22 protein-coding genes and 1 pseudogene are annotated in these 23,749 nt (G+C 32.5%); 4 read left to right on the top strand and 19 right to left on the bottom strand.

What is annotated here, in order from left to right:
- Positions 1-466 precede the first annotated feature (466 nt).
- The 7 genes and pseudogenes from JVU85_RS09025 to JVU85_RS08995 form a co-directional block, all read right to left on the bottom strand.
- On the bottom strand, positions 467-1,531 hold the full coding sequence (locus JVU85_RS09025; protein ID WP_002509227.1) for an Mrp/NBP35 family ATP-binding protein: 1,065 nt from the start codon (positions 1,529-1,531) through the stop codon (positions 467-469).
- 302 nt (positions 1,532-1,833) lie between these two features.
- A pseudogene (locus JVU85_RS09020) lies at positions 1,834-1,986 on the bottom strand (MFS transporter); the annotation flags it as partial.
- Between the two features lie 81 nt (positions 1,987-2,067).
- Positions 2,068-2,523: a SepA family multidrug efflux transporter gene (locus tag JVU85_RS09015; RefSeq protein WP_021458992.1), complete on the bottom strand. Its 456-nt coding sequence runs from the start codon at positions 2,521-2,523 to the stop codon at positions 2,068-2,070.
- Between the two features lie 173 nt (positions 2,524-2,696).
- A complete protein-coding gene (gene sdrM / locus JVU85_RS09010; RefSeq protein WP_204172353.1) occupies positions 2,697-4,025 on the bottom strand; it encodes a multidrug efflux MFS transporter SdrM in 1,329 nt (442 codons plus the stop codon).
- A gap of 225 nt (positions 4,026-4,250) precedes the next feature.
- The gene (gene trhA, locus JVU85_RS09005) at positions 4,251-4,937 is read right to left on the bottom strand and encodes a PAQR family membrane homeostasis protein TrhA (protein ID WP_002509231.1); all 687 of its coding nucleotides are present in this window, start codon (positions 4,935-4,937) and stop codon (positions 4,251-4,253) included.
- A gap of 14 nt (positions 4,938-4,951) precedes the next feature.
- A complete protein-coding gene (locus JVU85_RS09000; RefSeq protein ID WP_021458990.1) occupies positions 4,952-6,142 on the bottom strand; it encodes a UTP--glucose-1-phosphate uridylyltransferase in 1,191 nt (396 codons plus the stop codon).
- Between the two features lie 117 nt (positions 6,143-6,259).
- On the bottom strand, positions 6,260-6,763 hold the full coding sequence (locus JVU85_RS08995) for a metal-dependent hydrolase (RefSeq protein ID WP_002509233.1): 504 nt from the start codon (positions 6,761-6,763) through the stop codon (positions 6,260-6,262).
- A gap of 172 nt (positions 6,764-6,935) precedes the next feature.
- On the opposite strand from JVU85_RS08995, the gene JVU85_RS08990 reads away from it, so the two are divergent.
- Both JVU85_RS08990 and JVU85_RS08985 read left to right on the top strand, forming a co-directional pair.
- Positions 6,936-7,196: a SunI/YnzG family protein gene (locus JVU85_RS08990; protein ID WP_002509234.1), complete on the top strand. Its 261-nt coding sequence runs from the start codon at positions 6,936-6,938 to the stop codon at positions 7,194-7,196.
- 136 nt (positions 7,197-7,332) lie between these two features.
- A complete protein-coding gene (locus tag JVU85_RS08985; RefSeq protein WP_002509235.1) occupies positions 7,333-7,644 on the top strand; it encodes a heme oxygenase in 312 nt (103 codons plus the stop codon).
- Positions 7,645-7,694: 50 nt separating this feature from the next.
- On the opposite strand, the gene JVU85_RS08980 is transcribed toward JVU85_RS08985, so the two are convergent.
- The 3 genes from JVU85_RS08980 to JVU85_RS08970 form a co-directional block, all read right to left on the bottom strand.
- Positions 7,695-9,104 (bottom strand): YjiH family protein, encoded by a 1,410-nt coding sequence (locus JVU85_RS08980; RefSeq protein ID WP_239441190.1) that lies wholly within the window; start codon positions 9,102-9,104, stop codon positions 7,695-7,697.
- A gap of 307 nt (positions 9,105-9,411) precedes the next feature.
- Positions 9,412-10,476, bottom strand: coding sequence for an alanine racemase (locus JVU85_RS08975; RefSeq protein ID WP_204171486.1), 1,065 nt, complete (start codon positions 10,474-10,476; stop codon positions 9,412-9,414).
- 1 nt (position 10,477) lies between these two features.
- Positions 10,478-12,241 (bottom strand): IucA/IucC family protein, encoded by a 1,764-nt coding sequence (locus JVU85_RS08970; protein WP_204171487.1) that lies wholly within the window; start codon positions 12,239-12,241, stop codon positions 10,478-10,480.
- 356 nt (positions 12,242-12,597) lie between these two features.
- On the opposite strand from JVU85_RS08970, the gene JVU85_RS08965 reads away from it, so the two are divergent.
- Positions 12,598-14,535, top strand: coding sequence for an IucA/IucC family protein (locus tag JVU85_RS08965; RefSeq protein ID WP_204172351.1), 1,938 nt, complete (start codon positions 12,598-12,600; stop codon positions 14,533-14,535).
- Positions 14,536-15,256: 721 nt separating this feature from the next.
- On the opposite strand, the gene JVU85_RS08960 is transcribed toward JVU85_RS08965, so the two are convergent.
- The 6 genes from JVU85_RS08960 to JVU85_RS08935 form a co-directional block, all read right to left on the bottom strand.
- Complete coding sequence (locus JVU85_RS08960; RefSeq protein WP_002509240.1) at positions 15,257-15,769, bottom strand: Asp23/Gls24 family envelope stress response protein; 513 nt, start codon at positions 15,767-15,769, stop codon at positions 15,257-15,259.
- Between the two features lie 66 nt (positions 15,770-15,835).
- A complete protein-coding gene (locus JVU85_RS08955) occupies positions 15,836-16,075 on the bottom strand; it encodes a DUF2273 domain-containing protein (RefSeq protein WP_002509241.1) in 240 nt (79 codons plus the stop codon).
- A 12-nt stretch (positions 16,076-16,087) separates the two neighbouring features.
- Positions 16,088-16,624: an alkaline shock response membrane anchor protein AmaP gene (gene amaP / locus JVU85_RS08950; protein ID WP_002509242.1), complete on the bottom strand. Its 537-nt coding sequence runs from the start codon at positions 16,622-16,624 to the stop codon at positions 16,088-16,090.
- A gap of 187 nt (positions 16,625-16,811) precedes the next feature.
- Complete coding sequence (locus tag JVU85_RS08945; protein ID WP_204171489.1) at positions 16,812-18,356, bottom strand: BCCT family transporter; 1,545 nt, start codon at positions 18,354-18,356, stop codon at positions 16,812-16,814.
- Between the two features lie 225 nt (positions 18,357-18,581).
- Positions 18,582-19,598, bottom strand: a complete 1,017-nt coding sequence (locus JVU85_RS08940) for a zinc-binding alcohol dehydrogenase family protein (RefSeq protein ID WP_103388487.1) — start codon at positions 19,596-19,598, stop codon at positions 18,582-18,584.
- A 17-nt stretch (positions 19,599-19,615) separates the two neighbouring features.
- Positions 19,616-20,623 (bottom strand): NADP-dependent oxidoreductase, encoded by a 1,008-nt coding sequence (locus tag JVU85_RS08935; protein ID WP_002509245.1) that lies wholly within the window; start codon positions 20,621-20,623, stop codon positions 19,616-19,618.
- 139 nt (positions 20,624-20,762) lie between these two features.
- Here JVU85_RS08935 and JVU85_RS08930 point away from each other — a divergent pair, with 139 nt between their 5' ends.
- A complete protein-coding gene (locus JVU85_RS08930) occupies positions 20,763-21,761 on the top strand; it encodes an LLM class flavin-dependent oxidoreductase (RefSeq protein WP_204171490.1) in 999 nt (332 codons plus the stop codon).
- 122 nt (positions 21,762-21,883) lie between these two features.
- Here JVU85_RS08930 and rpsI read toward each other — a convergent pair whose 3' ends face one another.
- The 3 genes from rpsI to truA form a co-directional block, all read right to left on the bottom strand.
- Positions 21,884-22,276 carry a 30S ribosomal protein S9 gene (gene rpsI / locus JVU85_RS08925; RefSeq protein WP_021458975.1) on the bottom strand — a complete coding sequence of 131 codons (393 nt, stop codon included), beginning with the start codon at positions 22,274-22,276 and terminating at the stop codon, positions 21,884-21,886.
- Positions 22,277-22,295: 19 nt separating this feature from the next.
- Positions 22,296-22,733, bottom strand: coding sequence for a 50S ribosomal protein L13 (rplM, locus tag JVU85_RS08920; protein ID WP_021458974.1), 438 nt, complete (start codon positions 22,731-22,733; stop codon positions 22,296-22,298).
- 210 nt (positions 22,734-22,943) lie between these two features.
- Positions 22,944-23,747 (bottom strand): tRNA pseudouridine(38-40) synthase TruA, encoded by an 804-nt coding sequence (truA, locus tag JVU85_RS08915; RefSeq protein WP_002509249.1) that lies wholly within the window; start codon positions 23,745-23,747, stop codon positions 22,944-22,946.
- Positions 23,748-23,749: the final 2 nt, after the last annotated feature.

The following is a 23,749-nucleotide window of genomic DNA, read 5'->3' as shown; positions in this document are numbered from 1 at the left end:
TTAGCTCATAAAATACTAATTGTGTGTTATCTCTAACACGTTTAAACCAACGATCGTTGTCGTTGTGTTTGGAATTAACGTTGACATATTGCGATTCAGTTTTCAATGTTCATTCATACTTACTTTACAATGTTAACATATCAATTTATGTTTGTCAACAAAGAATTAATATTTCAAACATGTAATTAATATTACTTTTATAATTCTAATATTATATTTTAAATTCATCAAGCATCAATTTTACACTTTTAAATTTAAAAATTAATAATTTTTTTGTTGTTTTTTACGACTTTTTTATAATATCAAGTTTTGACTACCAAGTCAACAACTTTTTATTATTTTTTGTTAGCTAATAATTAACGAAACTGCCTTGCAATCTCTTTTGGCTCACAAGAAATAATTGTATCATCAAATCAAAAAATTGCAATAGAAAAACACACAAAAATATGTGTGTTTTTACACTGCTTTATTTGGTTGTTTTATCAATGATTTGTTGAGCGATATCTTGATAAATTTTACCTAGTCGATCTTCTGTTTGATAAATTGATGGTGAGAAGTCTTTAGGATTCCATGAGGGTTGTTCCAGTGGAAGCTGTCCTAGTAACTCAGTTTGTAATTCATCAGCTAACTTCTCTCCACCACCAGTACCAAAGACATATTCTTTATTGCCGGTTTCCTTACTTTCAAAGTAAGACATATTTTCTATTACACCTAAAATAGAATGCTCGGTATGTTTAGCCATTGCACCTGCACGTGCTGCAACAAATGCTGCAGTTGGATGTGGCGTTGATACAATTATTTCCTTACTAGATGGCAACATTGTATGTACATCTAGTGCAACATCACCAGTACCTGGTGGTAGATCTAAAATTAAATAATCTAGATCTCCCCATCTTACTTCAGTAAAGAAGTTAGTCAACATTTTACCTAACATTGGTCCTCTCCATATTACTGGTGCATTTTCTTCAACGAAAAAGGCCATAGATATAACTTTAACGCCGTGACGCTCTACCGGAATAATTTCTTTGCCATCGACACCTGGTCTTTCATCTATTCCCATCATATCTGGTACGCTAAATCCATAAATATCTGCGTCGACTAAACCTACTTTTTTCCCTTCTCTTGCCAATGAAACTGCAAGGTTTACAGCTACAGTAGATTTACCAACGCCCCCTTTACCTGAAGCAATTGCGATAAACTCTACAGGGTTGTCTTTAGACAATAAACCTTCTATTGTTTGTGGTTGATCTTTAGATGTACCTCTATAAGATTCCACTGTTTCTGCAGGTAATTCTTCAAAACGTATACCAACTGTGTTCGCTCCGTTTTCTTTCAATACTTCTACAATAGCCATTTGTAAATCTAACTGCGGTTGTCCTCCTAATTGAGCAATAGCAATTTTCACACTTACATGTGCAATTTCTTCTTTGATTGTTACATTGACAATCCCTTTTGTTTCTTCTAATGGTACATCTAATATTGGATCTTTAACTTTTCCAACAAGAGATTTTACTTCTTCTACTGTTAACACAGCAAGTCCCCCTCAATTTATGTAATCATACATATATTCTAACAAAAAGTAAGTTGTATTTGTTCAAGATAATTCAAATTAAGTATATAGTTTATTTTTTATCAACAAAAGCAGTTAGCTCAATATTTCTTTGGTATCGAGCTAACTGCTTTAATTTTATAATTATATTTCTCTATTATTTACCGCTTCTCTATCTTCACGAATAAACAATGCCAAAATGAAGCCTATTATAACTAAGCCTGTCACAATAGCAAACGTAAAATCAACACCTGCTGCCAATGCTTGACGTTGAATTAACTCATTTGTGATGTGTTTTCTGTAATGTCTAATCCCTTCATAATTTGAGGTAAGGCAGTATTTAATAGTGTTTGATTAAGGATTGTTACAAATGCACTGACAACCATTACTGCTACAATCATATTTCTAATAGATTTAGTAATACTTGATCCAGTCATAAATTCACTCCTTAGCTCTTATTAAAATTTAATTGCTACCTCATTTCGTTAGCAAAGCAAAATTAAAATACCTAAAAAATTTTATTTTTTACTATTTAAGTCTTCGCTATCAGGATAAAACACTTCTTTACATATGAATAAAATACCTATAATAACAACAAGAACCCAAAAATCTATATTAATATAACTATAATGTATATGCACTACAAAATAAAAAAGCATCGTTGTTACTACAAATGTTATTAAATGATACGTGAACCCTTGAAAATATGGACTATCATGTAATTTTTTGCGAAAATAGTCCATTAAATTCTCTATGGCAAATAACGTAAAGTAACCAAATACGATATAACTACCATAGTAAATCAAATTATCATAAAAACCTTTATTATATCCAAAATCCGCCAATTGTAGATAAATAAGAATTCGACTTAATCCAAATAAACCAAAACCTAAAAAGGACAAGAAAATTGCGCCGGAGACGATAAAAATTGTGAGAACAATTAATGTTGTTAAAAAGTATCTTATAAACTTCATTGCATTTCTTGCCCTCCTAGTTTTAGTCACTACAATTCAAATGTAAATCTTAATTAATCATTAATCGGCTTATTGCATAATATATACTAACACGCAAAGTAAAACTAACTAAAGTTATAAATACAAATAATTATAACCATGAATAATAACTACCATCAAAATATTGTTCTAACTTATTTTTTTATTCTTTGATTTAGCGACACCCATAAAATAACTAGCACAGTTAAAAATATAAATGTTGCATAAATAATATTATGTATATGTAATTGCACATAGCTTATTTCCATCGCATATATAACACCCATAAGTGTAGCGCCAATTGAACTCCCTAAACTTTTAATCAAAGTATATAATGACATCATTCGTTTCATATATGATGGATCTGTTTCCTCTTGAGTAATAACGCTATCTTTAGTATAAACAATTCCAAAACTGACACCTGCAAATAACAAGCTCCCTGCTATAAAAACAGGCATATGTGTGCCTAATATTATCAACACACCACATACATATAACATAGTAAACGCGAATAAATATAAACCTTTTCTAGTAAAATGAGGTTCAATAGTGCCTAAGGTGAAGTTTAATGCTAACCATGCAATAGAAATTGGAAATATTATAAAGCCACTTTGTAATGGGGATAAGTGTAATTGCTCTTGCAAGTAAATTGGCATATATAAATTATACCCCATTAACATCATTGCATAGATAAAATCTGTAACAAAAATTACAATGATAGTTGGATTAAATTCAGACACAGGAACGAATGGAGATTGTATCTTGTGTTCATATTTGAATAACAAGTAACCTACAATCACTGTAATGAATAGCAAAGTAAGATTAATCTCCCACGCAAAACGGCTCATGACAGCTGATAAAAAGACGAAAATCAACAGATAAAAAAGGGTCATACCTTTAAAATCTGTATCTTTGGACTGAGTTTGTTCGTTATCAAAATTAAAGGTAACAATTACTAGTATAATTGCCAAAATTGCTATAGGTATATTCACAAAGAATAACCAATGCCAAGTAGCAAATTCCAATATAGCACCACCTAATACTGGCCCTATAATACTAGAGATACCCCAGACGCTTCCGATAACACCCATTATTTTATATCTTAACGGTATTTCAAAAGCTAATTTAGGTACAATTTGCCCCAATGCCATCATTACGCCTGCACCTAATCCCTGAATAAGTCTTGATAACACAAGTATAATAAACGTTTGACTTATTCCAGCCAATAAACTGCCCAGCATAAACAAGCACAAACCGCTAACTGTAATATAAATTATTTTATACCTGTCTAATAATTCTCCAACTATTGGATTAGCAATTACAATAGCCATAAAATATACAGCAAAAATAAGTGAAATCTCAGATGTAACATTGAACTCTACTTTCATTGTAGGTAATGCTAATGACACAATTGAAGTTTCTATCGCAGACATAAACATAATTAACACAAGTGCGATGACAATACCACAAGACTTCAAATTCATATCAATGCCTCACTTTACCAATAAATTTATTTCTTTTTATAATCAAATAGTAACCTCTTTAATTTATTATAAAGGTATTTTACGTTAATTAATCATATATTTCACTAATAGTTTTTTCCTAATTTAATTATACAATTAACGAAAAAAGAGAAAGTAATCAAAATACAACGCTTTGATTACTTTCTCTTTCTATTCAATAAACAGGCTCATAAACCTATTTAATAATTACATAAAATATACAATTCCTATAAAATGAAATGCTGCAGCTATCACAATAAAAATATGCCAAATCATATGGAAATATGGTCGATTTTTTTGTGCATAGAACCATGCACCACCGGTATAAGCTAAACCACCTAATAAAATAAATAACATAAATATCACGGATGTTTTCATGATGATTACAGGAACAAATAATACACCTACCCAGCCCATAACTAAATACATGGCTAAACTTAGCTTATGATTTACTTTTTTCGCTAGTGATTTATATAAAATTCCCCATAAGGTGATTCCCCATAAGATAATCATTGCTGTCCATCCTAACCAACCACCTACTAGTGACAAGCAAATTGGTGTATAAGTACCAGTTATCGCAATATAAATCATACTATGATCAATAATTCGCATAATGTACTTATGAGATGATTGATTTGCCATCGCATGATACACAGTTGATGCAATAAACATCAAAAATATACTAATTACGAATACAGAAACACTAAATGATAGTAATGCATCACCATGTAAATAACTGCGCACAGCAGCATAAGGTAAAATACATAACGTTATTAACGCAGCTAAACCATGTGACACCGAGTTACCTATTTCTTCACCAAACGACAATGGTATGATGTCTTTAAATGTTTCCATTATTTTATGATCATGCTTTGAATTTGTAGATTCTGTCATGCTCATTACCGTCCTTAGTCTATAATATTCATGCGTTTTAAATCGGCTGTAGCTGTTTCAACACTATCCTTACCTTCTTTATTTTTTAATGGCGAAAATTCTTCATCCCTATTAACTTGTAAAGTCACAAAGCTATTCGCATATTTAAAAATATCAAAATAAAAAAGTTCAAATTTTAATGTTGGTGCTTGAATCACACCAAAGTCTTCATCTAACTGCTTAAGATTTTTTATCGCTAAATGATAAGGTAGTTCATAATCTACTACATTACGTATAAATGATAAATTAAACGCATGAATACCGATATTGGCATTGTTTAAAGTATTAGCAACTGAGTTATCTAATTCCGAATACTCAAACACAGTATCTTTATGGTCCACATTTACTAAACGTCCAACACTCTCACCATCATGTGGCTGAATAGATTTAGTTGTCACATCTTTCTCATGTGCATATGTATAACCTGCAAACAACGGATCTAATACTTTTACCAATACATTATCAATATTATTTAAAAATATGTATTCCACGCCTCGTTCTTTCATCTGGTCTAAATAGCCAGCTTGATTTAAAGATTTAAAAACGCCGCCGTTACCATTTGGTGTTTCTAAGATATCACCATTTTCGTCCAAGACTAATTGTCCATGTTCGTTTAAACACGTTACATCATCTTGCCTAAAGAAATATACATGATCACTATCATAACCAAAATAGTTCTGGTCTTCAAAAAACAATTGTGTTTCTCTATCATTTAATTTGCTAGTCATAATATACCAATCGATTGTAGTACCAGTCTGTTCAGCTAACTGTAATAATTGGCGAGCTTGCAACTCAAACAAACTTATACCTTCGATTTCAAAAGTACCTTTAGGTCCTTTATAACCTAAACGTGTCCCTTGTCCACCAGCCATTAATAATACAGCAAATTTACCATTCTTTATCGCTTGGATACCTTGTTGCTCATATTGAGCTTTTTCAATATCTGATAATTCATTACTTTTCTCATATTTTACTTCATCAACTGAAGAAACATCGCTAATCATTTGTTTATTAAGATATAAAGACTCATATAAAGACTGAATTTCTGCTAAATCTAAAGATTTAACTTTTTCATTAAGTTTTTCCTTTTCATTAGCACTCATTAGCTTTTCGAACTCTACCAAGTGACCTTGATTATACTTGTCTAGTTCCTTTTTATCCAACATGTTCTCTCTCCTTAAATCCATATAATCATTATAGAAATAAATATAGTTTATTACATACAGTATATAAAATTTTACTGTATGTACAATATAGCAAATCATTAACAATGACAAACAATATCATAATAAATGATTAATAAAATTATTAAAATAAGATTGGAATAAAGTGTAAAAGCCTCCAATCGTTAGTGCTGTTGCTAACGATAAATCAACTAACCCTCCCGTTTTAAACTGTACTGGAAATTTAATACTAATAGGGATAGGATACAATAATTTAACGCCACGTGGTGTCAACATATCTAGTATAACATGTGAAAGCAAACCACATATAATTGTAATTAAATAATAATTAGGCGTTTGAATCATATACAATAAAGCAGCAATGATTGAAACAAATAAAATAGAATGAGTAAAGGTTCGATGTCCAAATAAAAGTCGTATAATAATACTAATAAACTTAAAGCGTCTTCCAATTCTACTTTGTGCATGACAAATATCTGGTAATAAACTTGAGATAATTGCTAAAGTAACGACTGTAACGGAAATAAATAAATCTGTTTCGTAATATTCTATGGCTAAAGCTCCAACTAAAAAGCCACAAGATGCGTGTGTTTTACCTGTCATTTTCACTTCTCCTTATCGCCATATTTTACCACATAATTAAGCGAAACGCGAACATACTTTCGCAATAGTTAAAGTATAACCTAATTTTAAAAAGTATCACATAATCACTTGAAAACGATTACAGTATGTTATATGATATAGCTATAAATTTATTAAAGGATGTGTTCAAGATATGGCAATGACAGTTAAAAAAGATAATAATGAAGTAAGAATTCAGTGGAGAGTTGCAGATATCAAAATTCCTACAAACGAAATTAACAACATTTCGCAAGACCAAAATATCCATGCAGTACCTAAATTAGATCGTGACAAAGTGTACAGAATTGGTTCTACATTTGGTAAAACGAATCGCGTTATTATCGACACGGATGATCATGAATACATTATTTATACGCAAAACGATCAAAAAGTTTACAACGAACTTACTAAATAAATAATTATAAGTTTATCAAAAGAGGCAAAACTATAGTTTTGCCTCTTTTTTTGCTAAATTAACGCTCTAGTATTTGACGTTTTATTAAACAGCAATTTATGATAAATAGTAATAACTAACAAAGAGGTGAAAAGTCATGTATGTTGTGACAAATAGAATTGATGTCAAAAAAGGTTTTGCCGCAAAAATGGCAAGTAAGTTTACACAGGGCGGTAAAATTGAAGAACTTTCTGGATTTAAACGTATTGAAGTATGGCAAATAGACGAAGATTTAGACTATGATCAAATGTACGTTAATACTTGGTGGGAATCAGAAGACGATTTTAATGCTTGGTTAAGTAGTGATGCTTTCAAAGAGGCACATAGTAACAAAGGCAAGCAGCAAGAAGAATCGCCTGTAATTGGCAACAAAATAGTAAAAGCACATGTACTTTCTTCGTTAAATTAGTCACCTATAGCAAAAGGTCAGAACCATAATTCATGGTCCTGACCTTTTTGCTAGTTAAAATAGAGATGTGCCATTAAAGCAATTATAGGTAACGCTATAATAGTACGAATTAAAAAGATAATAAATAATTTAAAAATACTTACAGGAATTTTAGAACCTAATATTACGCCACCAACCTCAGATAAGTAAATAAGTTGGGTAATACTTAACGCCCCAATAACAAATAATGTGATATTATTACCAACACCTTCAATCAGGATAGATGGTAAAAACATATCAGCAAAACCGACAATAATAGTTTCTGATGCTCGTGCCGCTTCTGGTATTTGCAGTAATTCTAAGTATGGCACAAATGGTTTACCGATAATTGCAAATACTGGGGTATACGTAGCTATAATTGTGGCTAGTGTCCCAATACTCATTACTACTGGTAGAATTACAAACCACATATCTACTACAGTTTTAAAGCCCGATTTAAAAAACAAAGCAAATCCTGGTGCTTTAATTCCTTTTTCAGTAGCCATATCAAAACCATGACCAAGCGTTGTTTTTCCTTCAGGTAATTTTTCGGTTCTCATTTCTTCTGGTACTTCTTTGGAATATTCATCTTTAATTTTATTTAACGGCCATATTCTCGGCATAATGACAGCTAATACCAAACATGAAACTATCACAGTTAAGTAAAAATAGAAGAAATGACTTTGCATGTTAACAGTTTCTGCTACAACAATCGCAAACGTTAAAGATACTACACTAAAAGTTGTTGCAATTACCGTTGCCTCTCTTCTCGAATAAAACCCTTCTTGATATTGTCTACTCGTAATCAATACTCCAACTGTACCATCACCAATAAACGACGCCAGATTATCTACAGTAGACCGGCCTGGTAAAGTAAATAATGGACGCATTACTGGTCTAAAAATGGGTCCCAATAATTCTAATAGTCCATATTCCATTAATAAAGGTAAAAATAATGCCGCAAAGAAAAATATCGTTACTAGCGTTGGTAATAAACTAGAAAACACTAAACCACCAGTATCTTCAGAATAAATTACTTCGCTCCCTACTTTTAAATAAGTACACCATACAAATACTACAGCTAATATTCTAAGTAATAGCCAAACCATTTTAACGTTGAAAGCATTGTATAATAACCCTTCAGGTTTTAATTTATGTTTCAAAATCGTGGAACATAACACTGATAATATCCCAGATAGCGTAATAATAATAACAATGATAAGTGGCATCGCATCGCCAATTAACGTTTTTACTTGTCCTGCTAAATAAGCTACAGTTAAAGTAGTTTCCTTTTTACCATCTTGAGTCACGGAAATTGGTGTTAAAAATAAAATAATACCAATCAATGACATAATTATAAACTTAATACGACCTTTTATAATTTGCGATTTACTATATTGATTCACTTCATTATCACCCCTTAGGTGGTATTTTTTATGCATATAGCAAAATTCACACAGCGATTATTATAACCCATTGTGTATAAATATGTAAATGATAAGTTTTTTATACACGCGCCTTTCACCATTTGATAAATAACTTAAATAAGGTAATTCAAATAATATTGTCTTTGAATTACCTCTACTTTATATGAAAACGCTTTCAAATGCAATGTTTTATTTTATCTGTATAACTGACTAATTTCGAACCTACTCATCTATAACTCTATCGGCTATTTTTACCTTAATTTCAGCTACCTACTACTCTCAAACTCAGTTCTTTTTAATGATTATAAAAACTAAAGCATTGTTATAATTTAAAGCTGTTAAGTTGTTTGGCATTTAAACTTTGAGTCATTATTGTTATGCCATTATCCGTGATGTAATTTTTAGGTATATTTTCCATGTACATGCTTTGTGCTAAAGCATGATAGTTTAATTCAAATTCTAAGTTATCTCCGACTTGATAGTAATCACAATTTATCAAATCTATCATTAAATGCTCACTTGTTGCACCTATTATTTTCACTTGTCTGTTGCGTGCTGTTAAACCATTAATTGCCGTATCTAAATAACCAATATCAACGATAGCTTGCAAATAGTGTTTCCCAGATGCCATATCAAGTCTCGGTTTAATTTCAAGAATTTCTCCTTCTAACACGATCGAATTTTGAAACAGAATAGGACTAGGCTGACTCGTTATCGTATCTACACCTCTGAATAATGTTTCCCCAATTCGTAATTCGTTTATTTTCCCTAAATCATTGTAAAACATTTGTGTCAACATACTAGAGTTACCACCAGAAATGATTTTAAAATGATATTGAGTATCAGTTTCTATTGTTTTGATAAAATGATTTATCATATCTACATCATCTTCAGATGGAGGAAGTGTATTAAAACACATAAAATTAAACGCAAGACCAACGAGACAAATATGATGTAATTTTAAAATCTCATTTATATAACTGATGACATCATACGTAAGTACACCTTCACGTGCATCTTTCCAATCTATCATTAAAAGTATTTCATGTTTTGTTCCTTCGCTTTTAGCTACTGCATTTAATGCTTTAATTGACTTCAGTTCAGTTTGAATACTTATTTTAGAAAGTTTAACAATTTCTTGTAGTTCATTTTGGCCAGGACTACGCAACATTGTATATGTAATATCTTTAGCTGTAGCTTTTTTAATATTATCAATTCGTGCATCTGCAAAGTGCGTAATACCTAATTTTTTTAACTCATTTACTATAACTTGATCTCCAGCAATACATTTAGTTACAGGTGTAAAATGTACATGATGTTCATTCAGTAATGTCAGTAAAACTTTGGCGTTATATTGAATTTTGGATAAATTAATTGTTAATTGCACTTTACTTCCACCCCTCTTCACATATAGGATTATCGATTTCAGTTGTGATATATTGTTTCACTTTATTTTCCATTCTCATGCGTAATAAAGCTTTAACTTTAATTGTGGGTGCAAATAATTGTTGACGTAATTCTGACGCATGTGGTTTATTATCATCTATTGCTGCATTGACGATTTCCGACACTATTTGAAATAACTCTGCTTCATTCACCTGTTTATATTGTCCGAAATGATGTATTAATTCAGCAAATTGATTTTGAATTACTGAATGTTGAAATTTAGCTATTACATCCACGATATTATCTGCCAACAAACTATCATTCATGACATTGATTTGTGGTGCCGTAGTTTTTAAAGTATCTAAGTCTATTCTGGATCCACCTAAATCTCTAACAATAAAGCGCATTTGAAAATCAGGTCCTAAATTAACAACCGTATTTTGCATATGTGCTTCTAGTGCTATTCCATAATCTTGAATATAAGCTATGAGCGGTGTAATCAACGCATATGCATAATGCTGTAAAAATTCGTTGATTGAGGACTGGTTTATGTCATAATTTAGCCATTCTAAGTAGCTATCAATTATGGTGTTACCATCTACTGGGTTTTTATTCACTAAACACGCCGAAACTAACGTCAAACCATTATAAGAAATGTGAGGTTTACTACGTATAATATACGACAAATGCTTAGCCTTTGCCGCTTCAGTATTTGCATATAATCCAAATGGTTCCGTAGCAACTTGGAGTAATGGATATGCTTTAGTTAACTGTTGCAATTCATAACTTACGTGTGGTCCATCGATAGTAGTAACATGCCCCACTGTACGAATAGCACTAGTTGCTTGCACTTTTATAGGTAATTTGACATGAAATGGGCGCCCTACTAGCTCCATAGTTCTGAAAGACAATGTCGCTTTAGATGGAACCTCAAATGGAGTAGGTAATAAATAGCCTTCTAGAATCCACTCCTTAAATGTGTCTACAATAACATGTTCATATTGCCATGGATGAACTAATATTACTTGGTAATCTTTTAAGTTCAATTGTTGAGATTCCAAAAATGCTTTCAAGCAATATTTGTAATCTGGCAACACCACATCCAACATATATTGTTCATGATCTTCCATGGAAGTCGCTACCGCTTTATCTTTATGGATAACCATCAGTTTTAGTGGAATAATTTGACCAAATTCAGGTGAATATAGTTTCATATCCGCTTCAGATAAGGGAAGTTTTGTTTTACTAAGCGGATGTGTAGGATGTCCTTCAATAACCAACCCCTCTGAAACAGTTAACTCGTCAACTTCACCTTGTTCAACAATGTGCTGTAACCATGCACAAAAATTTATATTTTGAGGCATACGTGAAAACTTCAGACTGTCAGCAATATTTTGCTGTCTATTGTCAAATTGTTCATAGATTAACATAAAACCTGTTCTACTAGAAATCAGCTCTGAAGTTAACTGTTGGCTAATCTTTAAATCAAAATTATCATTTAAAATTGCTAATAATTGCTCTAAATTGTCTATCTTAATTGATTGTTGTCCTCGTTTATACGTAATAAAACCACTCAACCTATATCGTTTCATAGCACTAGCCTGTGTATAACAAACTTCTAAGATTTGACCTTTATATTGAATGTATAATTTACTATCTTCGACTTGCAATTTTAAGTTGTCTGAAGCTATGTCTTCTTTAATAATGGCATTTAATATTCGATGTTGAACATTTAAATCTGCCAACTGTCTTGTTGTATATTCCATATAATAGGTGTCCTCCATTTTTACTTCCCAAATTTCACTATACATGCTGTTCATTCATTCAATAAACTAAACATAGTTATTGTAAAATACTGCTGATAATATTGTTAAAATCCATGCTAACTCGGCAATATTTAATAACATAAAATAATTAAATTACTTCGTCTAAATAGCTACGGTTTAACTTACTACATGTGATAACCACACAATATATGATAAAATTTAATAATAAAGTATAACGCTAGTATAAAGGTATGGGAAAATACTCCCACACTTAATTGATAACCATTATCATTATAGATACTATTGATTGTACAAATATAAAATGCATTTGTAAAATAAATTTTTTGAGGTGGGTTATGACAAATATAAATAATTATAACGATTTAAATATACAACTTACTCCTGAAGAAGCGTCTGCTTATACTTATTTATCTACCAATGAATCACAGTGGGCTGACAAATTCAAAAGTGCTATCTCACTAAGTAGAGATAAAATAACCCAACGCTTGGTAGCATCAATGTATAGAGAGAACTTAGCAAATTGTTATAATAACAGTTCTATCAGAGAAGTTACTGACATACCTTTTACTTTGAAAACGAGTCGCTCACATGTACTACAGCTCTACTTCTCAAATTCAAATAAAGTAATAATAGCACCTATTGTGGGGATGTATGCATTTAATCGTGTAGACGTGGAAGGTCCATTTTATTTTTTAGAAGAAGATAAATTAACACGTATCACACATCCAGAGCTAATTTTAAATTGCATATTAACTGAATTACCAAAATTAGATACTAATGCAACGTTGCAATTTAAAATGGATCTTGAAAACAGTATTGCCAATTTAGCGTTAGCACTAAGTTATCAACTATATTCATTTTCACAAGTTACAGCACCGTTGTGGACATTAATTGAAAACAGTAAAGATAGTTATTTACGCTCAGAACAGTCTGTCATTGAAGGACATCCTTTACATCCAGGCGCTAAGTTACGTAAAGGGCTAACAGCAAGAGAAGCCATTCAATACTCAGCAGAATTCGATAAGCCCATTTCACTGCATTTTGCGTTATTACATAAGTCAGTGGCAAAGTCACAATCACTTACATCCGATTACAATGAAGCTTTATTTCAACGATTTCCAAACTTGCGACAATGTGTCGTCGCTGAAGTAGGACATTCTCAACTGCCAAACTATTATGTACTTGTTATACATCCATGGCAATTTGAGACAATTTTCAAATCGCAATATGATGACCTCATACAATCTAGTTTTTATATTCCTTTAAATTATCAATTAGATTATTATGCTGGTCTCTCTTTTAGAACATTAATGCCAAAAGTAGATACGACACCACATATTAAATTGGCTACCAACGTACATATTACAGGTGAAATTCGAACTTTATCTGAACAAACAACATTTAATGGACCATTAGTATCAAATATTTTAAAAGATATCATATCTCAAGATAATTTATTCAAGAATATACAAGCTTCAACTGTCGATGAAATAGCTGGTTTACATTATTACAATAGCTCTGAGCAGCAGCAAACAAAGCGTAGTGAACAAATTGCTACTTTATTTCGCGAAAATATTTATCAGCTAATCGAAAATGATAGTACCCCAATAGTGCCTTCTAGTTTAGTTAGTTGTCATGTTTATAATAGTGAAACTCCTTTAGAAACATTAATCACGCGTTATTATGACAATTACGCTTTTGACTCTATAGAAACAGCAGCTATAGCTTGGTTAACACATTATAGTAAAACACTTTGCGACTTAGTAATACCTTTAGTAGCCAAATATGGAATAGCTCTAGAAGCACATTTACAAAATGCTATTATTTCAATTGATAACACTGGTGCATTACACCATATTTATATTCGTGATTTTGAAGGATTACGCATTGATACTCAACAATTAAATGCTATGGGATACAGTACAAAAAACTTTCATCAAAAATCACTGATCTTAACCTCAAATGCACAAACAGTGTTGAACAAAGCCTTTTATTCAACCGTTCAAAATCATATCGGAGAGCTTATACTGACAGCAGTAAAAATTTGGGATGCCCCTCATATAGAAAATATAATCTGGTCAAATGTCAGAACTTTAATTGAACAAAAACTCGATGAAGTTGCACAATCAATGGATAATAGTAACAGAATTAATAACTTTAAAGAAATTCTGTTTGCTCCGACTATTGACTATAAATGTGTTACAACTATGCGGTTAGTTGATGAAGCGGATTATTACACCTATGTAAAAGTTAATAATCCACTACATAATTAAAAACAATCGTCGTTGCACATTAAACTATCAACACAACAATTGTTTAATTGCCTCTCTATAAGTCCACACTGTTAGCTTCTAACAAAAAAGGGAGTGGGACAGAAATCTGATTTTGAAAAAATGATTTCGTTGTCCCACCCCGGCAAGGATGACTAGCATTGAAACAAGCTTGGTTTGAAGCGCATTTTCAATGCAGTCAGCTACTGCCAATATGAAAAAGGGTTTCGACAAAAACATGAAGTGGGACAGAANNAAATGATTTCGTCGTCCCACCCCGGCAAGGATGACTAGCATTGAAACAAGCTTGGTTTGAAGCGCATTTTCAATGCAGTCAGCTACTGCCAATATAAAAAAGACTAGGACGAATCAATGTCGTCCAAGCCTCCATACCGTAGAAAAATTCTTTGCATTAATTTGCGAAAGGTTTGTTTATTTTCTATTTATATAGTTTTGTCAAAATAGTAGTGCTTTTTCGTATATTTACGTTAGTAGGAGATAATGTCGACCTATCAAATCATCTGATACATATATAACCTATATCCTGTTGACAGTGATTTATGCCGACTCCTGTGGGTAAAGCACTAGCCGAAGACTACAGGCTGAGGCAGTGCCCACGGAAAGCGTGCATAAAAACTGCCAATATACCAAACATTCAGCTACTACCAATATGAAAAGAGGTTGGAGCAAATCAATATTGTTCCAACCTCTTATTTACTATTAATTATTGTAAGCCTTTGTCTTGGCTATTGCTTGAACTTTGGCTTTTTTCATTTTTTTGTGACCATTCTTTTTTAGTCATTACATCTTCAACATGCATATTAACTTCCACAACGTCTAAACCTGTAATATATTTAACTTGTTCTTTCACTAATTCAGTCACTTTGCGGAAGATTTTTGGTGCTGATTCACCATATTCTACGATAACTTTTAAATCAACTGCAGCTTGTTTTTCACCGACTTCAACGCTTACACCACGTGTTACGTTACCACTATTATTTCCAAATGAATTAGAAATACTGTCGACGAATCCGCCTTTCATTTCTAAAATACCATTAACTTCACGAGCTGCAATACCAGCAATTTTTTCAATAACTTCATCTGAGAAAGTTAATTTGTTTGAGAATTCTGGTTCTTGTTTGTCTTGTTGCTGTTGTTGTTGTAATTCTTGTTCTTTTTCATTTACACCTGTTTGGTTGTCATAAGCTTGTTTAGCTTTATTGTTATCTACTGCCATATTTATTTCTCCTTTTTTTATGAAATTAATCATTTATTATTATTGCTTCCGATGAAGACTATAGCTTTAACTCCACCGGTTAAGGAAGTTTAAGAAATCTTGCTTACGGTCTTTAGTATACCCGATACCAATACCGATTAAACACAATATAATAATTAATATAGTTTTCCAAAAGCCGAGTGTTAAAAATAATATTGCGATAATTAAGAAGGCTAGAAAACCGATAATACGCCATTTAAATGTTTTGAAAAAATCCACTACTACTTGTGTTGAATCTTGTTCATTTTGATTGTTATTGTTAGTCATGATTACCCTCCCTTACAACACGCGTTGACCTGAAGATTTTTGATCTCTAACGTTAACTTCTAATTTTTTAACTGGAATTTCTGTAAAGTGTTCAACATTTTGTTTAATGTCTTCTCTCACTTGTTCAGTTAAACTACCAACTTGTACGTCACCTGGTACAAAGAAATCTGCTTTGATTGTTATATGCGGATTTTTCTTTTTATTATAAAGCTTTGCGACTACATTCGGTTGTCTAATTTCGTCATATTTCACTACTGTGTCATAAGCCGATTTTTCAACTGCTTTACGGGAGACATAAATATGTCCATCTGCGTAATTTTTATATAAGCCTGGCTTTCTGTGTGTCGGTTTAAATAAGCTAAATACTAAAATCAAACCTATTAAAATTAGAAAGGCTGCTAACCCAATCAATGTAGGTTTAAACCAACTATATTGTAATAAGTAATCTTGATATTTTGTTATTCTAGAATCGTCAAGGTACATAAACAATAAGAAACCAACAATGACGACAATTAAGAGCCCTAAAATAAAGTTTTTTAGTCTTTTCACCCGTATGACACCTCCTATGCATTTTTATTATGTACAAGTACAACGAGCCATACAGAAGTATTACCCCGTTTGTTAATCTTAAAAACGTTATTTTATTTTTTTTATTACAATTTTCTTTTAAACATGTACTAGTAGATAAAATTTCGTCATATATAATAACTTAGCTATCAAATTGTACCTGTCTTATTTAATCTTCTTTCATTTTTAATTCCTGATGTTTCGACTGAGCTAACTTAAACTGTTGATTTCTCGGCTTTTCAATCGCTAAAGATTTAAATAACGACCATATCATTAATATAATTACTATTGAAAATGGTAGTGCAGCAATAATCAGTAAATTTTGTATGGATTGAGTACCACCTGTATAAATCATGATCATTGCAAACAGCGCTAAAATTACTCCCCAACTTACTTTGACAAAACTTGTAGGATTAATATGTCCTTTCGAGCTGAGCATTCCTAACACATAGGTAGCTGAATCAGCTGAAGTAACAAAGAAAATCATGATAACTACTAATGTTATTAAACTTAATATAAATCCTAACGGATAATGTTCTAATGTAGCAAAAGTAGCCGTTTCAGTTGCATACTTAGCTATATCTGCTATACCATGCTGCTGCAAATAAATAGCTGATGTGCCAAATACTGCAAAGAATATGAAACAAACAAGTGCCGGTACGAATAACACACCTAAGATAAATTCTTTGATAGTTCTACCGCGTGAAACACGTGCAATAAAGATACCAACAAATGGTGCCCATGAAATCCACCATGCCCAGTAGAAAATAGTCCAATTTTGTAGCCATTGGAATTTCTCTCCACCAGATTGTGGAATACGTAAACTCATTTTGAAAAAGTTGGCAATGTAATCTCCCAAGCCATTAGTGAAAGTATTTAAAATACTCAATGTTGGTCCTACACAGAATAAGGCAACTAATACGACAAAAGCTAATGCCATATTAATATTACTAAGGCTTTTAATTCCTTTATTTATACCTGACCACGCTGACCAAGTAAATAAGATAGTAGCAATAATTATAATAACAACTTGAACACCAAAATTAGATGGTATATTGAATAAAAAGTTTAAACCTTCGTTAATTTGTAAAGCTCCAAAACCTAATGTAGCTGCCACTCCAGTAACTGTCGCAATAATGGCCAGTACATCTATCGCTTGTCCTAGAGGACCACGCATAGTTTTTTCGCCAAACAATGGCATTAAAGTTGCACTAACAAGACCGGGATAACCTTTGTGAAAACTAAAATAAGCAAATATTAAAGCCACAATCCCGTACACAGCCCAAGCATGAATACCCCAATGAAAAAATGAAAATTGCATTGCTTCATTGATAGCTGTTTGTGTTCCTGCTTTATGTATTGGTGTCATAGTGAAAGCATGACTTATAGGTTCTGCAGTAGTCCAAAAGACTAAACCAATACCCATACCAGCACTAAATAACATCGCAAACCATGATTTTAGTGAGAATTCAGGATCTTCCCCTTCTTTTCCTAAAGTAATACTGGCATATCTAGAAAATAATAAATAAATACAAACTATTAAAATAAATAATACTAATAGTAAATAGTACCAGCCAAAATTAACTGCTATAAAGGAAGTAATATTTTGAGTTATAGTTTCCAGTGTTTTTGGCCATATTGCACCGTATATTACAAATCCAGTACAGATAAGTAATGCAACCCAAAATACTCCCGTAATTGATTTCATTCGCATAATCCATTCACTCCGGTTAATTTGATATATAACTTATACCCTACGACATGCAAATTATACATTTAATGCATGTTTAACTAATAAAAATGGCGAACATAACAATCTATAATTGGAATAGATTGTTATATTCGCCTTCATATTTTAACAAAGCTAATAAATTGTGTAACTCTATATAATTGTATTCACTTGATACATTAACTCTCGAGTTTACTATTAGTTGTTAGTTCAATCATTTATTAAGTTAATAACTAATTTTCCAATCATCTGATTAGACTCTAATAGTTCATGTGCAGTATAAAGTGATTCTGCCGTTAAACCTTCAATGACTTTATTTGTGGTAGGTTGGTAGATTCCCGCTTCCAAGTTAGCTGTTACATCATTTAAATAACGATGATGCATAATCATATCATCAGTTTTATGCAAAGGTCTTGAATACATATATTCATGTGTAAAGGTCACACTTTTATTTTTTAATAAGTTTAAATCTTGTTTGTCATTAAATGCTACAATAGTAGCAATTTTTCCACGTGGTTTGACTAAATCAATCATAACTTCGTAATACATGTCAGTACTAAATGTACAAAATACAAAATCTACTTCTGCTAACTCATGTGATTTAAACGCTGCTCTCAAATCTTCTTTATGGTTAAGTACTACGTCAGCACCCATTTGTTGCGACCATTCTACTGTCGCATCACGAGAAGCAGTTGTAATAACGTAGAGTCCATACTGTTTAGCAATTTGGGTAGCAATACTTCCTACTCCACCAGCTCCATTGATAATAAGTATAGACTTACCTACATTATCTTCAGCAATATGAGAAATACCGAATACATCAAATAAAGTTTCTGACGCTGTTAACGCAGTTAATGGAATGCCTACAGCTTCTATATTGGATAAATTTTGAGGTTTCAAAGCAACAAGCTGCTCATTAACAAGTTGATATTCTTGATTCGAACCTTGACAGTCTGGTGAGCCTGAATAATACACGGTGTCACCAATATCAAACAGTGTTACATTATCACCTATGGCCTCTATTGTACCAACACAATCATAGCCTAGAATCCTTGGTCCGTTTTGTACCGGTGATTGTCTAATTTTAGTATCAACAGGATTCACACTAATCGCTTCGACACGAACCAGTAATTCTTTATCTTGTGGTTGAGGTGTATCAATATCTAATTCGTAAAAATGATTACCTTCTTCTAATGAAAAAGCACGATCTGCAACTATTGCTTTCATGTTATGTCATTTCCTTTCTATTCGAGATCTTTTACACGTACAACTTGTTTACCAAAATTATCACCAGTAAATAAATTTCTAAATGCTTGTGGTAAATGCTCAAAGCCATCCATAATTGATGTTTTACTTTTAATTTTATCTTCTGTTACCCATTGTGCAAGTTCTTTACTAGCATTTGCAAAATCATCTGCATAATTTGCAACAATGAAACCTTGCATTAGTGCTTGTGATTTAATTAATATCGGCTGAATTCTAGGACCATGATCTATTTCTACGTCATTATATCCTGAAATCGCTCCACAGACAGGAATACGTGCAAATTGATTTAAATGCTTCAATACTTCATCAGCGACATGCCCACCAACATTTTCGAAGTATACGTCTACACCATCTGGCACAGCATCTGCTAATAATGAGGCATATTGTGAATCTTTATAATCAACGGCTGCGTCAAATCCTAATTCTGTAACGAGATAATCAGTTTTTTCCTTACCACCCGCTATACCAACAACACGTGCACCTTTTAATTTGGCAATTTGACCTACTACAGAGCCGACTGCACCAGACGCCGCAGAAACAACTACAGTTTCACCTGCTTTAGGTTGCCCAATTTTTAATAAACCATGATACGCCGTTTGACCTGTCATACCTAAAACACTTAAATATAAATGTAGAGGTATGTCAGTTTGAGTTACTTTAGTTACATCATCAGGTTGAATATTAACAGCTGTTTGCCACGGTAAACGGCCGACTACAATGTCACCATTACTAAACCCTTGTGCTTTACTCTTTATTACTCGAGCGACAATATGACCATTTAAAGGTTTATTTACTTCAAATGGCTGTACATAAGACTTACCTTCATTCATTCGCCCTCTCATATAAGGATCTACAGAAATATAAATTGCTTCAACTTGTATTTCTCCGTCACTAGGGTCTGCTAAATCCACGGTTTCATATTTAAACACATCGTCCGTAGGTACACCTTGAGGTCTTTTGGCTAATAGAATTTGTTCAGCTTTCATAATTTATCGCCTCCGTATAAAAATAATATTTCAAGTTAATTCTATATTTACTTCTTACTGGAATCAATCAAAGTGATTAATTAATTAGTGAATGTTATGATAATCGTATTATTATGGTCAATATGGAGGAACGTGTGGGATGAAATTAAGTATTTTAGATTATGTGCCAATTTTTGAGGGCGAAAATGCCACATCTGCATTAAATCATACTATTGCCTTAGCTAAAGTTGCTGAACAGTATCATTATCATCGCTATTGGATTGCAGAGCATCACCAAGTATTTTCGGTTGCTTCGAGTTCTCCTGAAATGATTATGATGTCACTGTTAGAAAATACAACATCAATTAATATAGGTAGTGGCGGTGTTATGTTGCCACATTATAGTGCATATAAAGTAGCAGAACAATTTAAAACAATGGAAGCTAGACACCCCGGTCGTGTTGACTTAGGTATAGGACGTTCACCGAGTTTTCCAAACGTTAACGCTGCATTAAACGAAAACAAAACAGCAACTGTAAATTACGAGCAACAACTCATCGATTTATCGACATATTTTAATGATGACATAAACACACACAATCGTTTTCACGCATTGTATGCTACACCTATGATTAGTACACAACCTTCAATGTATTTACTTTCTACTAGTGTAGATAGTGCAAAATTAGCTGCTAAACAAGGCTTACCTCTAGTAGTAGCATTGATGGGACAACCGACAACGAAAATTAAACAAATGATTCAAACTTACAAGCAAGAATACTTGCAATATCGTCACGAACAACCACCTTATGTCATCGTTGCTACTTTTGTCATTACAGCTGATACTCAAGAACAAGTCTCCGCTTTAGAGCAGCCTTTTCATTTATGGTTATTACGGATAAATTATTTAGATCAACCTACTGTTTATCCTTCTATTGACTTTACTGTCAATCGTGGTTTTTCTGCACGTGAATATCAAAAATTCGAACAAAATAAACGTCGAGTCATAGCTGATACCCCTAATAATGTTAGACAGCGATTGTCATCATTAGCTACAGAATATAACGCTGATGAAATTATGATACTTCCCCATGTATATGGAACAAATAATCGTATTCGTTTAGTTGAACTTTTAGGACAATTAAATGATGACAACTAAGTAATATATTTAAAAGAACTAGCCAGAAATTTGGGGTTAGTTCTTTTATTTTATTCAGAGTGAAATTAAAACATAAAAAAAGCACTTCCCAATTGGGAAGTGCTTTGAAATGACACCAATAATTAACGTTTTGAGAATTGTGGTGAACGACGTGCTTTTTTAAGACCTGGTTTTTTACGTTCTTTCATACGTGGGTCACGTGTAAGTAATCCAGCACGTTTTAATGAAGATCTGTATTCAGGATCTGCTTCTAATAATGCACGAGAGATTCCGTGACGGATAGCTTGTGCTTGTCCAGTGAATCCTCCACCGTGAACATTTACTAATACATCGTAGTTACCTTTTGTTTCTGTAACGTCGAATGCTTGGTTAATGTCTAAAATTAATGATTCAAATGGTAAGTAGTCACGTACGTCACGACCATTAACTGTCATGTTACCTTCACCTGGTACTAAACGTACACGTGCTACTGAGTTTTTACGACGGCCTGTGCCTTTATATTCAACTTGTGCCAATGTAATTTCCTCCTTCTAATTAACCACGTAACTCGTAGTTTTCTGGTTGTTGTGCAGCGTGTGGATGTTCAGCGCCACCATATACAAATAATTTTTTGCCTTGTTTTTCGCCTAAACGAGTGCTTGGTAACATACCTTTAATTGAAGTTTCAAGTAAACGTTCTGGATTTTTTTCTCTTAATTCACCAGCAGTAACTGATTTGATACCGCCTGGGTGATTTGAGTGACGATAGTAAACTTTGTCTTGTGCTTTGTTTCCAGTGAATTGGATTTTACCAGCATTGATGATGATTACATAATCACCTGTATCAACGTGTGGTGTGTAAGTTGCTTTATTTTTACCGCGTAAGATAGTTGCTACTTCTGAAGATAAACGACCTAATGTTTGTCCTTCAGCATCAATAACATACCATTTGCGCTCAATGTTTGCTTCATTAGCCATAAATGTTTGACGCATAATAATTGTCCTCCTAAGAAATAAATGTTTCGTCTTTTGTTAGTACATAATTTGTTACGATGTAAAGCTGAGATTTCATTTATTTGTTAACTGTTGTTCTACCTGCTTATATATCTAGTAACACAATAAGTTTCCGGGGCTTATCGTGGGGTGATATAAAACAATACCGTTAGTAATCTTATAATTTTTATGTCTATTTGTCAATCTAATTTAGTCATTTTGTAATGATTTTTTTCTGTGAATTGTTATGTCATTTCCAAAATCTTCTAATAGTGTTGCTTCTGACAAATAAACATGCTCTAAATAAAGTCCTTCTGCAGGTGCAGTAAATGGCACTTCATTTCTATCTTTAGATTCGAGCAAGCGGGGAACATCTTCAGGCTGCCGTTTGCCTTTACCTACTTCAATTAAAAATGCCACCAATACTCTAACCATATTATATAAAAAACCTGATCCGGTAACGACATAGTCAAAACCATCTGAGTTAGCTATAATTTCACTTTGATATAAAGTTCTAACTTTACTTTCTACTTCTGTTTTTTGGGAACAAAATCCTGTGAAATCATGTGTGCCAACAAAAGCTTGTGCAGCTTGATTCATTTTAGTTAAATCTAACTGGACATTTACGTGCGTTTTTAAGCCACTTTGGAATGGATCACGCTGTGAAGTTTGATACACTTTATAACGATACGACTTTCCTAAACAGTCATATCTACAATGAAATTCATCATCCACAACAGTTACATCATGCACAAGTATATCATCTGGTAAGGCACTATTCATAGCATATTTCCACTTTTCTGGTGCAATATTTAACTCCGTATCAAAATGAAAATATTGTTCTAACGCATGGACACCTCTATCAGTCCTACTTGTCGGGTGAATACGAACATGTCGCTTATGCATGCGTTTTAAGATTTTTTCAAATTGTTGCTGCACAGTTCTACCTGATTGCTGAATTTGAAAACCCATAAACTGTGTTCCTAAATATGAAATTTTAACTAATATACGCATGA

The sequence above is a fragment of the Staphylococcus sp. GDY8P72P genome (assembly GCF_016890655.1).
Lineage (GTDB): Bacteria > Bacillota > Bacilli > Staphylococcales > Staphylococcaceae > Staphylococcus > Staphylococcus arlettae.
The sequence above is the reverse complement of the archived record's forward strand: the minus strand, read 5'-3'. Positions and strand labels throughout refer to the sequence as shown.

Bases quoted from the DNA above. Each gene is read 5' to 3' on its own strand.
- JVU85_RS09015 (WP_021458992.1), bottom strand. From the start codon at position 2,523: ATGAAGTTTATAAGATACTTTTTAACAACATTAATTGTTCTCACAATT.
- sdrM (WP_204172353.1), bottom strand. From the start codon at position 4,025: ATGAATTTGAAGTCTTGTGGTATTGTCATCGCACTTGTGTTAATTATG.
- trhA (WP_002509231.1), bottom strand. From the start codon at position 4,937: ATGACAGAATCTACAAATTCAAAGCATGATCATAAAATAATGGAAACA.
- JVU85_RS09000 (WP_021458990.1), bottom strand. From the start codon at position 6,142: ATGTTGGATAAAAAGGAACTAGACAAGTATAATCAAGGTCACTTGGTA.
- JVU85_RS08995 (WP_002509233.1), bottom strand. From the start codon at position 6,763: ATGACAGGTAAAACACACGCATCTTGTGGCTTTTTAGTTGGAGCTTTA.
- JVU85_RS08990 (WP_002509234.1), top strand. From the start codon at position 6,936: ATGGCAATGACAGTTAAAAAAGATAATAATGAAGTAAGAATTCAGTGG.
- JVU85_RS08985 (WP_002509235.1), top strand. From the start codon at position 7,333: ATGTATGTTGTGACAAATAGAATTGATGTCAAAAAAGGTTTTGCCGCA.
- JVU85_RS08980 (WP_239441190.1), bottom strand. From the start codon at position 9,104: ATGCATAAAAAATACCACCTAAGGGGTGATAATGAAGTGAATCAATAT.
- JVU85_RS08970 (WP_204171487.1), bottom strand. From the start codon at position 12,241: ATGGAATATACAACAAGACAGTTGGCAGATTTAAATGTTCAACATCGA.
- JVU85_RS08965 (WP_204172351.1), top strand. From the start codon at position 12,598: ATGACAAATATAAATAATTATAACGATTTAAATATACAACTTACTCCT.
- JVU85_RS08960 (WP_002509240.1), bottom strand. From the start codon at position 15,769: ATGGCAGTAGATAACAATAAAGCTAAACAAGCTTATGACAACCAAACA.
- JVU85_RS08955 (WP_002509241.1), bottom strand. From the start codon at position 16,075: ATGACTAACAATAACAATCAAAATGAACAAGATTCAACACAAGTAGTA.
- JVU85_RS08945 (WP_204171489.1), bottom strand. From the start codon at position 18,356: ATGCGAATGAAATCAATTACGGGAGTATTTTGGGTTGCATTACTTATC.
- JVU85_RS08940 (WP_103388487.1), bottom strand. From the start codon at position 19,598: ATGAAAGCAATAGTTGCAGATCGTGCTTTTTCATTAGAAGAAGGTAAT.
- JVU85_RS08935 (WP_002509245.1), bottom strand. From the start codon at position 20,623: ATGAAAGCTGAACAAATTCTATTAGCCAAAAGACCTCAAGGTGTACCT.
- JVU85_RS08930 (WP_204171490.1), top strand. From the start codon at position 20,763: ATGAAATTAAGTATTTTAGATTATGTGCCAATTTTTGAGGGCGAAAAT.
- rplM (WP_021458974.1), bottom strand. From the start codon at position 22,733: ATGCGTCAAACATTTATGGCTAATGAAGCAAACATTGAGCGCAAATGG.
- truA (WP_002509249.1), bottom strand. From the start codon at position 23,747: ATGCGTATATTAGTTAAAATTTCATATTTAGGAACACAGTTTATGGGT.